The 14,218-nt window shown below is 59.3% G+C and carries 12 protein-coding genes; 11 read left to right on the forward strand and 1 reads right to left on the reverse strand.

Annotated elements, in window-relative coordinates; genetic code table 11:
• Positions 1-11 precede the first annotated feature (11 nt).
• The 9 genes from E0E39_RS14315 to E0E39_RS14355 all read left to right on the forward strand — a co-directional run bounded on the left by E0E39_RS14315 (position 12) and on the right by E0E39_RS14355 (position 10,979).
• Positions 12-2,303: a beta-ketoacyl-[acyl-carrier-protein] synthase family protein gene (locus tag E0E39_RS14315; protein ID WP_245988350.1), complete on the forward strand. Its 2,292-nt coding sequence runs from the start codon at positions 12-14 to the stop codon at positions 2,301-2,303.
• Positions 2,300-2,962 carry a hypothetical protein gene (locus E0E39_RS14320; protein WP_130875359.1) on the forward strand — a complete coding sequence of 221 codons (663 nt, stop codon included), beginning with the start codon at positions 2,300-2,302 and terminating at the stop codon, positions 2,960-2,962. Before E0E39_RS14315 ends, E0E39_RS14320 begins: the two co-directional genes overlap by 4 nt.
• On the forward strand, positions 2,950-4,128 hold the full coding sequence (locus E0E39_RS14325) for a hypothetical protein (RefSeq protein WP_130875360.1): 1,179 nt from the start codon (positions 2,950-2,952) through the stop codon (positions 4,126-4,128). The genes E0E39_RS14320 and E0E39_RS14325 overlap by 13 nt, the downstream gene beginning before the upstream one ends.
• A complete protein-coding gene (locus E0E39_RS14330; protein ID WP_130875361.1) occupies positions 4,125-5,582 on the forward strand; it encodes an MFS transporter in 1,458 nt (485 codons plus the stop codon). The genes E0E39_RS14325 and E0E39_RS14330 overlap by 4 nt, the downstream gene beginning before the upstream one ends.
• On the forward strand, positions 5,572-6,576 hold the full coding sequence (gene sbnA, locus E0E39_RS14335; protein WP_207302516.1) for a 2,3-diaminopropionate biosynthesis protein SbnA: 1,005 nt from the start codon (positions 5,572-5,574) through the stop codon (positions 6,574-6,576). The genes E0E39_RS14330 and sbnA overlap by 11 nt, the downstream gene beginning before the upstream one ends.
• 25 nt (positions 6,577-6,601) lie before the next feature.
• Positions 6,602-7,618 (forward strand): 2,3-diaminopropionate biosynthesis protein SbnB, encoded by a 1,017-nt coding sequence (gene sbnB / locus E0E39_RS14340; protein WP_130875362.1) that lies wholly within the window; start codon positions 6,602-6,604, stop codon positions 7,616-7,618.
• Positions 7,619-7,716: 98 nt separating this feature from the next.
• Complete coding sequence (locus E0E39_RS14345; RefSeq protein WP_130875363.1) at positions 7,717-8,040, forward strand: hypothetical protein; 324 nt, start codon at positions 7,717-7,719, stop codon at positions 8,038-8,040.
• Between the two features lie 139 nt (positions 8,041-8,179).
• Complete coding sequence (locus E0E39_RS14350) at positions 8,180-9,397, forward strand: sensor histidine kinase (protein ID WP_245988490.1); 1,218 nt, start codon at positions 8,180-8,182, stop codon at positions 9,395-9,397.
• Between the two features lie 391 nt (positions 9,398-9,788).
• The gene (locus E0E39_RS14355; protein WP_130875365.1) at positions 9,789-10,979 is read left to right on the forward strand and encodes a DUF1015 family protein; all 1,191 of its coding nucleotides are present in this window, start codon (positions 9,789-9,791) and stop codon (positions 10,977-10,979) included.
• A gap of 122 nt (positions 10,980-11,101) precedes the next feature.
• On the opposite strand, the gene E0E39_RS14360 is transcribed toward E0E39_RS14355, so the two are convergent.
• Positions 11,102-12,202 carry an IS630 family transposase gene (locus tag E0E39_RS14360; protein ID WP_130875366.1) on the reverse strand — a complete coding sequence of 367 codons (1,101 nt, stop codon included), beginning with the start codon at positions 12,200-12,202 and terminating at the stop codon, positions 11,102-11,104.
• A 77-nt stretch (positions 12,203-12,279) separates the two neighbouring features.
• Here E0E39_RS14360 and E0E39_RS14365 point away from each other — a divergent pair, with 77 nt between their 5' ends.
• Entirely contained in the window at positions 12,280-12,963 is a 684-nt protein-coding gene (locus E0E39_RS14365) for a response regulator transcription factor (protein WP_130875367.1), read from the forward strand.
• A 166-nt stretch (positions 12,964-13,129) separates the two neighbouring features.
• Positions 13,130-14,209 (forward strand): transaldolase family protein, encoded by a 1,080-nt coding sequence (locus E0E39_RS14370; RefSeq protein ID WP_130875368.1) that lies wholly within the window; start codon positions 13,130-13,132, stop codon positions 14,207-14,209.
• Positions 14,210-14,218: the final 9 nt, after the last annotated feature.

A 14,218-nucleotide genomic window follows, 5' to 3' on the forward strand; every position in this document is an offset into this window, starting at 1 on the left:
GAAGTCACGCAGTGGTTACTGGAGTCGGCCTGACCGCCGCCACCGGGAATGATGCCAAAGAGTGTTGGGAGGGGGTCTGTACCGGTCGCCGCGGCATCCGCAAAAACATCCTCTTCGACACTCAGGAACTTCTCAGTGACTGGGCTGGCTTGGCACCAGTTGAACAGGATTCGCGAGTAGATCGCTGCTACGCCTTGGCGGACACGGCCATCTCTGAAGCGCTAGCAGATAGCAAGTTGATAATTGATCGAACCAATTCAGACCGCATAGGACTCGTGATCGGTTCCAGTCTTGGAGCGATGCCCTCGTTGGAACATGCTCATCGAAAGTTCCTCGAGAAGGGCATTTTGGATGCGAACATGATGGCTGAATCCCTGATTCACTGCGTTGCAGATCATTTGGCTGAAAAACTCGGACTTCGAGGCCCACGGGCCTTGATGTCCAATGCCTGCGCGGCCGGAGCGATAGCAGTGGGGTACGCCGTCGAACAGCTTTGGTTCGGCGATGCGGATGTGGTGATCTGCGGCGGTGTCGATCCTCTGACAGAACTCTCTTCCTACGGATTCACCTGTCTCGGGGCGCTCGATACCGAGCCTTGCAGCCCACTTTCCGCTTCCAACGGCCTGACCCTCGGGGAGGGAGCCGGCTTCCTGATTCTTGAGAAGGAAGAGCATGCGAAACGTCGTGGGGCCACCATACTCGCCGAGATTTCGGGATATGGGACGTCCTGCGACGGCCACCACCAAACTGCCCCTGATCCGGGAGGCGAGGGTGCCTGCCGCTCCATGGCATCTGCCTTGGAAGTCGCACGGTTCGCCCCCGGAGAGATCGACTACATCAACCTCCACGGGACTGGAACCCCCGCCAACGACTCGGTCGAGCCAAAGGCGATCCGGTTGCTCTTCAAGGATTCCCGCATCCCACCCGCAAGCTCCGTCAAGTCCGCCCTGGGCCACACGTTGGGGGCTGCCGGAGTGGTGGAGACCATCTGCTGTGTGCTCGCGATCGTCAATCAGGTCCTGCCACCGACTCTGGGCACTCGCGGTCTCGAGTCACGCTCGGGGTTGGACATCGTCCCTGAGAAAAGCCGTCCTGCTGAACTGAGCGTGGTGTTGTCGAACTCCTTCGCCTTCGGAGGAAACAACGCTTCCGTTGTAGTGAACAAGCCAGGGTATCGACCCGACAGGGACCCCGTTGCTTATCATCGAGACGTGGCAATTACCGGCCTTTCCGGGACGGTGGGTAGGGCATCCTCGATTGAGGAGATACACCAGATGCTTGCCTCCGGGACACAGTGCACTAGGATCGAAACGTTCGACGATGACATTCAGGTCCCCTTCGGCAAAGCCGATCTGAAGACCTTGTCACGACGACTCAACCCATCCAAGGTCCGGCGCATGGACCCCATGGGGATTCTTGCCGGAGCAGTGGTTGCTGACCTGATGAAAGGTCTGGGAAAACAGCCTCGGGCATTGGCGGAAGAAACCGGCATCATTTTCGCAACCGGCTACGGCCCGCTTTCCGCTGTCAGCTCCTTCAATGAAGGGATCGTCCGCCAAGGAATCACCGGCGGCAACGCCTTGGTATTCCCGAACACTGTGATAAATGCAGCCGCTGGCCACCTGGCTTTGCTGAACCGTTTCCGGGGATACACCGCAACGCTGGCCTGCGGCGGCACCAGTTCGGTGCTGGCCATTCAACTCGCTTCCCGGGTGATCTCACGCGGCGGGGCCGACCGAATCGTCGTCGTGATCGCCGACGAGCTGCCCAAGCTCGCCGTGCGGGTCACCACTCGGCTGCCTGGATATCGCGGAGGACCCCCAGGGAAAATTTCGCGAGGAGCATTTCTCTCGGAGGGGGCCGTTGCCATCCTGCTTGAGGCCCGGAGCAGGGCTGAAAAACGAGGCGCCAAGATATTGGGAATTCCTCGAGGGTTCGGAGGAAGTGGTGAACCCGTCGGTGTGGCCAGGCTCAGCAGCGACGGAATCGCCTGGTCCCACAGCATGCTGACGGCCTTGGGCCAAGCCCAAGTAGATGCAGCAGACATCGCGCACGTAGTACGGGCCACCAGCGGCCATCCCGTCGTCGATCTCGCTGAAAGCCGAGCCATCAAACGCTGCGGACTGGCTGGAGCAACTCAATTCAAACCGAAGTACACCGTCGGGGAAACCTGGGGTTGCGCCGCAGGTCTAGGGCTTGCCACCCTCCTCACCGATCCAATAACCAAACCAGGAGATCTCGTGTTGGTGAGTTCATTCGCACACGGCGGAAATTTCGCCTCGATGGTGGTGGAAGCAGCATGACCACAGTCATTCTCAGCCCTGAACCCAGTTTCCCATCGGCACACACCGACATCATCGACGTGATGGTGATACGCCACGCCAATCTGCCCCGAGGGCGGTTCGGTGAGGTCCATTCCCCAGCCGGGAGGCTACTTCTACGACAGGCTGCTGCTGCACTTCGATGCGTCGACGTCAGCAATCAGTTGGTCACTGATCACCACCATCGCTGGGAATGGCCTGCGCTGCGCCTGTTCGGCTCCGTCTCCCACATCGGGGCTTGGAGTGCGACAGCACTCACAAGCGGCATCCATGTCGGGATCGACCTGCAGGATCCCCGCGATCGCCCCGGAGCGTTGTCCTTCCTGGCCAACTTGGTCGGACGCGAAAGCCCGCTGTCGATCCTTGAGTATGCAGAGTGTGAGTCTCTGGTCAAAGTTTCAGAACTGACCAAGGAAACCTTCGGGTCCGTGCGCCTGCCCGAGTGGAATCCAGGATGGCGTCCAGCAGCCGGTCACTGGATCCTGAGTCTGCTGGTTCCTGGGGCTGGTGCACTATGCATCGCATCTCCCGAACCCAGACCGATCCGCTGGTGGCAAGCCATCAGCAAGAAGATCGGGACGCTCGGGGAACCAGTCGAGGTGCCGTGGTTGGATGAGGAACGGTCATCATGTCCGCAGTGACCTACAGCCGACCAATCTCAGGAATCGAACGCGGCTATCTCAACGTGGCCGCCCAACACGATCATCCGATGATCCACCTGGTTCTCGAAGGAAAAGGCTCGCTCGAACCGCGAGCGCTGGAAGCCGCCGTGGCCTCCGCCTGTGATGCGAATCCCGGAATCGCCGTGGTGCGACGAGGCACCCGTTGGGTCGGCGGGGGCCCTCTCCCGGCTGTAATTTCCCATGCGGCACCACTAACAAACGCGAATGACGTGGACCTGTTTCGACAGGGCCTTGATGTGGTTGGCGGCCCCGTCGCCGAAGTACATCTATTCGGTCACGAGAGCACCACCTTGGTACTGCGGGCTACCCATGCAGTCTCCGATGGGCGTGGTCTGCAGCATTGGTTGCGCGACGTCTTCAGGGTGTTGCGAGGCGAAACACCGCTCGGAGCTCCTGACACAGCAACCGACCAGCATTTCGTTCGAACAGTCAAGGCCTGTCGAAAACCGAACACGGAATCGAGTTCTTCCGCACCGCACGCCCGGCTGTCCGCTCCCCTGTTCGGCGCCACCGAGGCTGGCGGGTGCATCCGATGGACCCGGCGTACCATCGCCACCAGCGCCTCAGCCATGAGCGCCAGGATCGCCGCAGCGGTCGCACGGTATGTCGGCGCGGCAGTAACCGTGATCATTCCCGTCGACCTTCGCCGGCACGACCCCACAGTGAATTCAACCGCCAACCTCAGCGCCCAACTCCCACTGCAAGTGAGTCCTGAAGAGTCTTGGCAACGAATCTATGGACGGCTCCTCAAGCTCCTGGCCCAAGGCCGCGAGACAGACACACTCCGTATGAGATTCCAGGATTCTAATCCCTACGCCAACACTTTGGAACAGGCGCAGGCCATAAAGAGCGATACATGTCCACCCTATGCCGCAATCATCTCCGACCACGGGGTGATGGATCTGAAGCCCTTCGTCAGCCCTGGGTTCGCGCCGACAAGACTCAGCTCCTTTCCCCTATTGGTGCCATATGTAGGAACTTTTATAAGTTCCTTCACCAACAATGGGATGACTCACCTCACCGTCGCCCATCGGGAAGGAGATGATCCGAATTCGATCGCCGGACTCCTCGACGATATAGAGAAGATCACGGGAAAGAACTCGCCACATGAGAGAAAATCATGACCACTGACCACATCGACGTTTTTACGCGACAGACATCCCCACCTATTCATCGTTCCACCTCATCTGGGGCGGGGGGATATAGCAGCATGTTTGTGGCCGTGACGGGCTCTTTTCTCGCGATGCTCGACACGACCGTCGTCAATGTCTCTTTGCACGCCACAGCTCAGCAATTCGGAGATATTGCAGGTAGTCATTGGATCTTGACCGCCTACATGCTGGCTCTCTGCACCACCATGACTGGATGCGCCTGGCTCGTAGAGCGTTTCGGGTCGAAACGGGTCTTCGCTGCATCATTGGTCGGCTTCCTCGCTGGATCTCTCGCCTGCGCCCTGTCCCCCACTCTCTGGTTCTTGATCACAGCACGGGCATTGACCGGAATGGCAGCAGGTGTACTCACCCCCGTCTCCACGGTGCTGCTGACCCGCGGCGTACCAAGAGAACGGATCGGTCATGTCCAGTCCCTCCAGGGTAGCGTGTCCATGATCGGCCCCCTGGTGGGCCCAACCATAGGTGGTCTGCTGGTTTCAGCAGCGGGTTGGCCCGCCGTCTACTGGATCAACGTTCCTGCATGCATCGTATTGTTGTTGGTGATGCGTTACGTGCCATCCGAAATACCTGAAGGTGGGGTACATCGCTTGGATCTGCCCGGGCTAGCGACCGGGGTCTTGGCAATCCTTTCCTGCATCGTCCTGTGCGGAATGCTGGGAACTCTACCCTTGCTTCATCCCTTGATGCTCGGAATCGGCCTAGCAGCAGTAACCACCGGAGCACTATTCATTCTTCGAGAACTGAGAACCCAAAAACCATTACTGAATCTAAGGCTTTATTCGAACGCCATCTATGGTTGGTCGAGCATCAATATCGCCCTGCTGGGGTTCCACCTCTACGCACCCATGGTGATTATTCCCCTATATCTCCAGGCCGCAAGGGGTAACGACCCGATAGAAACTGGGCTCATCTTGTCCGCGGGAGGAATCGGCGTGATGGCTGCGGGATTTACCTGCCCGTCCATACTTCGAAGATTCCACGGCGGCCACACGATGATCGCTGGGATCATGATCACTCTCATCGGTTCAGTTCCACTCGTCCTGGTGGACAAATCCACCTCCTACGAGGTGCTGTGCGCGGCTCTTGTTCTCCGAGGGGTCGGCACCAGCCTGACCGTCTTCGCCGCCATGACCCGGGCCTTCGAAGCCATCCCCGGAGGATCCATCGCTGATGCCTCATCACAGCTCAACCTGTTGCAACGGCTCGGGGGAACTCTAGCTGCTGCCGTGACTCTCATGGCCATCCGGCAAGGGGCTGCGGAACATCACGGGCTCACAGCTCAAGTCTTCGGGACCGCAAGTCTGTGGATGCTCGTCGCCACAGTCATCACCCTCGCGCCCGCAGCATTTCTCCTGCGTGCGGAACGCCAGCAAGTCAGAAAAGAAGGAACCAATCGTGATCGCTGAACAGCTGTGGGATCTGGCAGATTCGGATCGTCTCCTGGCCCTCCACGACTTTGTGCCCGGAGTCCGAACACTGTTGAAACTAGAAGGTCTCAACCCATCCGGATCCATCAAACTCAAGACCGCTCGCCAGCTCATTCGAGCGGCCGAGGCTTCGGGCCGCATAGGCCCGGGATCCCACATAATCGAGTCCTCCTCCGGGAGCCTCGGCATCGCACTGGCATCGTTGGCAGCAGCTCGGGGATATCACATGATCGTTGTGACCGACCCGAATGCAAGTCCCCGCTCCATCTCGCACATGCGCGCCTTGGGGGCTGAAGTTCTGGTGGTATCGCAGCGGGACACCAATGGCGGTTTCCTTCAGACCCGCCTGAAGCTGCTTCGACGAATGCTCGATTCGGATCCCGGAATCGTATGGCTCAACCAGTACGAAAACCCAGCCAATCCGGAGGCCCATCGCCTGTACACATACCAAGAAATTATCGACGCCTGCGGCGATCCTGATTGGTTGTTCGTCGGCGCCGGGACCACCGGCACGTTGATGGGCTGTATGCAAGGGCTGGTCGCGCGAGGCGCGAGCACAAGACTCGTGGCCGTGGACACCACGGGCTCAGTCACCTTCGGGATGCCTCCCGGGCCACGCCACATCCCCGGGCTCGGGACCAGCACACGCCCCCCAATATTCCAAGATTCCCCGGTGCTGGAGAAAGTTCACGTTGAGGAAATCCACGCGATCCACATGTGCCGTCGACTCGCGCGAGACAGTGGGATCCTAGTCGGCGGTTCGACGGGAACGGTGCTTGCAGCCGTAGCCGCGATGGCCCCGAAGTTCGCTCCACGAAGCACCGTGGTGGCCATCAGCCCGGACTTGGGAGAGCGTTACCTGGAGACCATCTACGACGATGGCTGGGTTGTCGAACGATTCGGCGTGAAAGCCCTGGACCTTGATACGCCGCCGAAAGCCTTCGTGGTCCCTGATGCACTTGTCGCCCACTGAGTCCGGTGAAATAGGAAAGGAAGAAATGTCCATCGACCTGCACGAACATCCCGCCGATCTCCTGATCGTCAGTGCCGCCGAGGTGGAGCGAGAGCTGTCCGGCCGTATCAAGGACGTGATAGATGTCGTCGCTGCTGCCTATGTCAACCATGACGCGGGACACAACGTCAACCCCAATAGCTGCTTCCTCCGATTCCCCGGTGAGTCAAGCGCCCGTATCATCGCCCTTCCCGCCTACTTGGGATCCGAGGCCCCAGAAGCTTCGGTGGCCGGCATCAAGTGGATCGCCAGTTTCCCTCAGAACATCGCCGGGAACCTGCAACGTGCTTCCGCAGTGCTGGTCCTCAATGACTGCAGCACAGGTTTCCCGTACGCAGTACTCGAATCGAGCAGGATCAGTGCCGCCAGAACCGCCGCCTCCGCCGCATTGGCAGCATCAGTTCTCAGGGAATCCCCAAGAACGGTCGGTGTCGTCGGCGGAGGCCTGATAGCCCGGGCCGTCTCTGAGCACCTCGCCGCCGTGGGCAGACTCGCACCGAGGATACGATGTTGCGACCTGGATCCGCAATCAGCAGCCAAATTGGCGCTCCACCTCGGCGATGGCGCCACGGTCTCCACTCTGGAGGAAGCGCTTGCCTGCGACCTCGTGGTGTTGGCCACCACCGCACCCACCCCGTACGTGCCAGAAGACTTCCGGCTGGAACCACGGCAGCTCGTCCTCAACATTTCCCTCAGAGATTTGGCGCCGCAGACGCTCATGGGCTGCAACAACGTGCTCGATGACGTCGAGCACTGCCTCAAGGCGGACACCAGCCCCCATCTGCTGGAACAGCTCGTGGGCAAACGTGATTTCGTGACCGGCACCTTAGGTGGGGTACTGCGAAACCGGGTAGCCCTGGACCCCGATCTGCCCACTGTTTTCTCCCCCTTCGGGCTGGGAGTGCTTGACCTCGCTGTCGGTTCCCTGGTCCACCAAGGATGCCGCCGGTCTGGAAGCGGGACCCGTATACCCTCCTTCTTCGGCAACACTCGGCGATGGTGAGACACCTGGCTCTCTTCGTGGGATCACCGGCTCCACACTTGCCCCGCAGTGTCCACCACCAGCTATGCTCACTTCTTGGACACGCAAACTTCCACACCATGGTCCAGATTCAGCACTCAGCCACAACCAAGCAAGGAGCAAAAGATGCCATGAATCTAGCCAATGGTGCACTGTTCCCCGTCGAAAATCCTCCTATGATCGATATAACGCTCCAAGAGCAACGTCAAACCAAGCGAAACAAAATTTCAAAGGAGAATCGAATGTTCGCACGCAAATTTCTTGTCACTACCGCAACAATATTGGCTCTTCTGAGCCCATCAACAACCCCAGCCAACGCCTACACGCCCGACCATTCCAAAATCACCCAGGCCGCCACCCCCAGCGATTTGTGCGGATACTTCCTATATTTGTTCTGCCGGTGAAAGATATTACCGAAATCCGAACGAGTACTACCCGAGAGGAAACAATATGCTCAGACCAAATTGGAGTTCTTGGGGAAAAGCAGAGTATTCCACTCCCGCACCCCAATGGCTTCGACTTGGGGTGCCATGCGTGGTATTCATGTCCTTTCTGAGCGACCTCAACTACATACGACAAGGCCCGCTGGACTCAAGAGCGGCCTGGCTCCTGACCGAAATGATACTAGCCCATGCGGCAGTCGGGATCGCCCTTCTTTCAGCACGTCTTTCGGTTATCCTTTGCACTCTGGCCATGATTGCAACATTCATGACCCAGCTTCCCGGATTTCCTCTCGTAGCAGCATGCGTGATAACCTTGATCACATCAGCTCTGTGCCGAATCCGCTTGGTCGTCATTCACTGCCTCGTAAGCATCACATGGGTGACCGTCGTGGCCTGGCACAGAGATATCTCATCAATATATGATCCCGAGAATTTTTGGTGGATCGCATTCTGGCTGATCCTGCTCCTCGCTCTCATAGGCCTAGTCCTCAGGCACCTTGTCATACGTACCGCAAAGGCCCATGCACGAGTCAAAGAAGTCGAAGAGCGTCAAGAACAGATCCGCCAAGAAGAGCGTCAGAATCTCGCACGCGAGCTGCACGATGTAGTGGCCCACCATATCACGGTCATCACGATGCAGGTTATGGCCCAACGCCACTCACATGACTCGGATCAACTCCGCGAAACCTTGAGGGTCATCGATGATTCGGCACGCGAAGCGTTGATGGAACTTCGAGCCCTCCTCGAGGTCCTGCGCACGGGCGAGGATGGCAAGCCTCAGTTGCTTTCCAATCAAATCGTCACAAGTCAAAGCGTGAACAAACAGGTCGAACAAGAAACTAAATCGCTCGCCAGACTCGGGTTCAAAATGCACAAGATATCGGTGGACCCGCGCGTTGAATCGTTACCCTTTTCAGTCCAGATCACCTGCATTCGGGTCACCCAGGAATCGATAACCAACATAATCAAACACGCTCATCCCGGCGCAACATGCTCTTTGGAACTACTGGTCGGTCCAACCGAGGTGACCATCACGATAATCAACGACAGGGTCAAAGCTAAGACCAGAAAGCACGCGCCAGATCATGATCAAAACTTGTCAACCGGATATGGCCTCACCAGTTTGAGGGAGAGAGTCTCCGCAGCGGGAGGCCGATACACCGCAGAATTGCACGGCGACAAGTGGACAGTGGAGGCGCACATTCCAGTGCCTGATCGCGGGCGCAACAGACCACTACCCCCAAGAAGACAACATAATACCCAATTTATTTCCTCCGATACTGAAAACCCCGGAGAAACAGAGGAAAAAGGAGAATAACGAGAAACAGGAATCCGCCTACAGACCATCCTCCCTGAGGAGTTACTCACAGGCGACGCATTCGCCGGCAAAATCTGTGGCCAAGGCGTACTTGAGGACGCCCGTGAACAAGTCCTTGGCTAGCTAGGACAAGGGGAGAGAACCATGAACTGGCTCCCCTCCCTCACTATTCGTCACGCTGAGGCTTATTCACAGTCTCCCCAAAGCTGGTTGAGCAGGACTGCGACGAAGAAGCAACTCGTGTCGAAACCACCCGACTTCCACCCCTCGAGACCCTGACCACGACCCCCTCACCTGCACCCCTGACCAGAAGAGTACGCCGACGGGCGCCCACCTGCGAACAAGTCTCGCTACATAGATTTCAAGCATTATCGAAGGAGAAATCACTTTTATGCACAGAACTTTAGGCCTCAGAAGCTCAACGGCTACGACCGTCCAACAATTCAAAAATCCACAGGAAGGCCTCGGACCATTGACACGAGGGTTTGCCGGTTATCGCTACATCAAGCCAAGCATAAGTCAAGTGCTCCTTGGAGTTTCGAATGGGCACACATCCTCCTCACAGAACCCGCTCTCCTTCTTCTGCTCCAACGACAAGACAAATGTGCGGCTTCTGGGGTGGCCGGAAGATCCTACTGGTTCAGCAGCACGACTGTCCCAGTGGGAAACGGAGGGGGTGATGCACCGCGATCCAGAATCGATTTATGTCATGGAGTATTCCGTAAATGGCGTCACGGTGTGTGGAATTCTGGTTGAAGTCGATCTATCAAAGGGGGCAGGGTCAAGAATAGTACCCCATGAGCATACCGATAGCACCAGAACCATGGGCATGAGAGAACACTTCAGCATGGCGCGCGTTGACATTGAACCAATTTTGCTCGTGCAACACATGACGTCGATTGCACGCACCCTGATCGACACGATCAAGATGACAGCTGCGACGTCGATTGTCACACGCCCCCCCGACTTCATGTGCCGAATTTGGCGAGTTACGGACCCCGACTTAGCCTCCAAGCTACACATCGAACTCGGGAAATGTCAAACTCTCGTTGCCGACGGGCATCACAGACTGGTATCGCATTCCTCAATCGGACACGTGCTCGCCATGATTACAGATATCAACAGAAATTCACTTCGGCTCGGCGCCATTCACCGAATTATTCACAACACATCTCTACGGGAGGTGGAATCCAGGACGGCGGGCGTCACTTTCAGGGAAATAGATCCTCCATATGGTGATGCCGAAGGGGTGTTGGAAAACTGTAATCCCCATCAACTTCTGGTCACCGATGGAACCAGCTGGAGAATCGCTTCTCTCAACCGCGGATGCTCATTGGACATCTCCGCCCTTCATTTCGCCATTGCACCGATTTCCGAGGAAACATCTCGTCAATGGTCGTATAGCCACGCGATACCGGAGGCAATATGCATCGCAAAAAGGAAACAAGGGGTGGCTTTCCTGCTTCACCCACCGTCTCTACCGCTGGTGTTGAAATATGCAGCGACCGGGCAGCTTCTTCCTGAAAAAGCCACCTCTTTCTGGCCCAAGCCTCTGGCTTCCATGGTCGTAAGAACCTTCTGAATCCGGAGAGCGGAGTGCGCGCGATCCGACGAAGGTCGTCACCGGGTGATGCCGTTGCGGGGACAGAGCTCCGGACCATCCATGCCAACGCATCATCAGGACGACCGCAACGGCGTGGGCTCCTAGTGGTGTGTCCCTGATTTGGTTTCCCTGTTCAGGGTGACGCGTCCGCGGGCAACTTTGGTGAGGATGGATTCGGCGGTGGCGGTCCAGACGAGGGGACGGGGATTGTTGCTGTGGGCGGCGAGGTAGGACTCGATCGCGGTGATGAGGTCGGGTACCGAACCACACACGCCACGACGTAGGGCCTTGTCCGTGAGTTCCCGGAACCAGCGTTCGACCAGGTTCAACCATGACGAGCTGGTCGGGGTGAAGTGGAAGCAGACCCGCGGGTGACGCGCCAGCCAGCGGGTCACGGTGGCGTGTTTGTGGGTGGCGTAGTTATCCAGAATCACGTGCACTTCCAGACCGGTCGGCACCGCGGCATCAACAGTGTTGAGGAACTTCACGAACTCGCTGGCCCTGTGCCGGGGCAAACACTCACCGATGACACGACCGGTCACGACCTCCAGGGCCGCGAACAAGGTAGTGGTGCCGTTACGTTTGTAGTCGTGGGTCATCGTCGCTGCCCGCCCCTTCTTGATCGGTAACGAGGGTTGGGTACGGTCCAGGGCCTGGATCTGCGACTTCTCGTCCACACACAGCACGATCGCCTGCTCCGGCGGGTTCAGATACAAACCCACCACATCGGTAAGTTTCGCCTCGAACTGGGGATCATTCGACAGCTTGAACGTGTCCACCATGTGCAGTTTCAGCCCACGCGCCGCCCAGATCCGCTGCACCTGCGACGACGAGATCCCCACCCGCTCGGCCATACTCCGACACGACCAATGCGTCTGGCCCGCAGGCTTGGTATGCAAGGTCAAGTCAACGACCTGCTCGATCGTGGCCTGCGGGATCGAGGGTTTATGGCCCCGCCCCACACGAACCTCACCCAACCGGGCCAACCCCTCTTCAGCGAACCGTTCCCGCCACGCCCGTACCGTCTTCGGAGTCACCCTCACCTCGACCGCGATCCTCGTGTTCGCCACCCCGTCCGCAGCCAACAACAACGCACGAGCCCGTTGAACCTGCCGATACGCCGCCGACGTACTCCGGGCGATCACCTCCAATGACTCATGCTGACCAAGCAACAACTCCAAAGCAGGGGCAGCATCACGCATACCCCCCAAACCACCCCACAACCAAACAACTATTTACGGGACACACCACTAGCCCACAGAACCTCTAAGCTACTCACATGGAAGACATCACGGTCCTTGCTGTCGACGACCAACCGTTGATGCTGCATGCCCTACGGACGTTCATCGAGAACGAGGACGGGGTGTCCGTCGCTGGAACTGCCGAGGACGGAGAGGCCGCAGTCGAGGCGGCGAAAACCCTTTGCCCGGATCTCGTTCTCATGGACATCAAGATGCCTCGGCTCAACGGGATCGAGGCCACCCGGAGGATCGTCTCGGAGGTGCCGGGAACCCGGGTTCTCGCGCTGACCACGTTCTCCACGCTGGATTATGTCGTTCCCGCCCTCCGGGCCGGAGCAGCCGGTTACCTGGTGAAGGACGCCCACCCCGACGAGATCCTCGCGGCCATCAGGAACGCGATGGACGACAACCTCCCCCTGTCCCCGTCCGTGGTGCGCCTCATGGCGCGGCAGGTGATCGGAGGAGCCCACGACACCCAGGCCGTCGCCGCGGCGACGGCGACGGAGGTGGGGCTCGCACCCCGCGAGATCTCGGTGCTCCAGTTCCTGGGAAACGGGCTGAGCAACCGCGAGATAGCCAAGAAGATGTACATCTCGGAAGGGTCGGTCAAGGCCTACCTGGCCAACGCCTGTACCAAGCTCGGGGTGCGGGACCGCCTCCAGGCGGTGATCCGGGGATTCGAGCTGGGCATCGTCAGCCCTCGCCTGTCGCTCGGTGAGTGACCGACGGGAACCAGCGGACACGGCTCCCGCACCACAGGACCCGCGACACCCAAGCCACCGACCAGTTTGTCATTACAAGCGCTTGACTTGGTGTTGCCATTGGGGTTGACTTGGTTCGACGACGGCGATGACGCTGCCGCGACCCCCGAGAAGGAGCCTGAAGTCCATGACTGACATCGAATACACACCAGGACCTCTCCTGGACGCCGCCCGCAACACCCCGACGGCGCTCTGGAACGATTCCTCCGACCTGGACGAGCTGCGCCAGTCCATCTCCTACGGCGGCGTCGGCGCCACCTGCAACCCGGTCATCGCCTACACCACCATCAAGAAGCACCTCGACGTGTGGGCGCCGCGCATCCAGGCCATCGCCGACGCGAACCCCACCTGGGGCGAGTCCGAGATCGGCTGGCAGGCCGTCAAGGACATGTCGCAGGAGGCCGCGAAACTCCTGGAGCCCATCTTCGACGAGCACAAGGGACGCAACGGCCGCCTGTCGGTACAGACCGACCCGCGTTTCCACCGCGACGCCAAGAAGCTCGCCGACCAGGCCGAGGAGTTCCACAACCTGGCCCGCAACATCGTGGTGAAGATCCCCGCCACCAGGACCGGCCTGGAGGCCATCGAGGACGCCACCTCCCGCGGCGTCTCGATCAACGTCACCGTGTCCTTCTCCGTGCCGCAGGCCGTGCAGGCTGCCGAGGCCATCGAACGCGGCCTGAAGGCCCGCGAGGCCGCCGGGCACGACACCTCCGAGATGGGTCCGGTCGTCACGATCATGGTGGGTCGTCTCGACGACTGGCTGAAGCACGTCGTCGCCCGCGACGGCATCTTCATCGACCCGTCGGCCCTCGAATGGGCGGGCATCGCCGCCATGAAGCGCGCCTACCAGATCTTCCAGGAGCGCGGCTACCGCGCCCGCGTGCTCGCGGCCGCCTTCCGCAACGTCAACCAGTGGGCCGAGTTCGTCGGCGGCGACGTGGTGGTCTCCCCGCCGTTCAAGTGGCAGCAGATCATCGCAAACTCCGGCTACACCGCCCGCGAGCGCATCGCCGACCCCGTCGATCCCCGCTACATCGCCGAGCTGGAGCGCATCCCGGACTTCGTCCGCGCCTACGAACCCGACGGCATGACCGTCGAGGAGTTCGAGGAGTTCGGACCCACCCGCAAGACGCTGCGCCAGTTCCTGGCCGCCGACGCGGACCTCGACGCCCTGGTGCGCGACATCATCGTCCCCGCACCCTGACCCACTCCC

This window comes from [Pseudopropionibacterium] massiliense, from assembly GCF_900607225.1.
GTDB lineage: Bacteria > Actinomycetota > Actinomycetes > Propionibacteriales > Propionibacteriaceae > Arachnia > Arachnia massiliensis.

Bases quoted from the DNA above. Each gene is read 5' to 3' on its own strand.
- E0E39_RS14320 (WP_130875359.1), top strand. From the start codon at position 2,300: ATGACCACAGTCATTCTCAGCCCTGAACCCAGTTTCCCATCGGCACAC.
- E0E39_RS14325 (WP_130875360.1), top strand. From the start codon at position 2,950: ATGTCCGCAGTGACCTACAGCCGACCAATCTCAGGAATCGAACGCGGC.
- E0E39_RS14330 (WP_130875361.1), top strand. From the start codon at position 4,125: ATGACCACTGACCACATCGACGTTTTTACGCGACAGACATCCCCACCT.
- sbnB (WP_130875362.1), top strand. From the start codon at position 6,602: ATGTCCATCGACCTGCACGAACATCCCGCCGATCTCCTGATCGTCAGT.
- E0E39_RS14345 (WP_130875363.1), top strand. From the start codon at position 7,717: ATGGTCCAGATTCAGCACTCAGCCACAACCAAGCAAGGAGCAAAAGAT.
- E0E39_RS14350 (WP_245988490.1), top strand. From the start codon at position 8,180: ATGTCCTTTCTGAGCGACCTCAACTACATACGACAAGGCCCGCTGGAC.
- E0E39_RS14355 (WP_130875365.1), top strand. From the start codon at position 9,789: ATGCACAGAACTTTAGGCCTCAGAAGCTCAACGGCTACGACCGTCCAA.
- E0E39_RS14360 (WP_130875366.1), bottom strand. From the start codon at position 12,202: ATGCGTGATGCTGCCCCTGCTTTGGAGTTGTTGCTTGGTCAGCATGAG.
- E0E39_RS14365 (WP_130875367.1), top strand. From the start codon at position 12,280: ATGGAAGACATCACGGTCCTTGCTGTCGACGACCAACCGTTGATGCTG.
- E0E39_RS14370 (WP_130875368.1), top strand. From the start codon at position 13,130: ATGACTGACATCGAATACACACCAGGACCTCTCCTGGACGCCGCCCGC.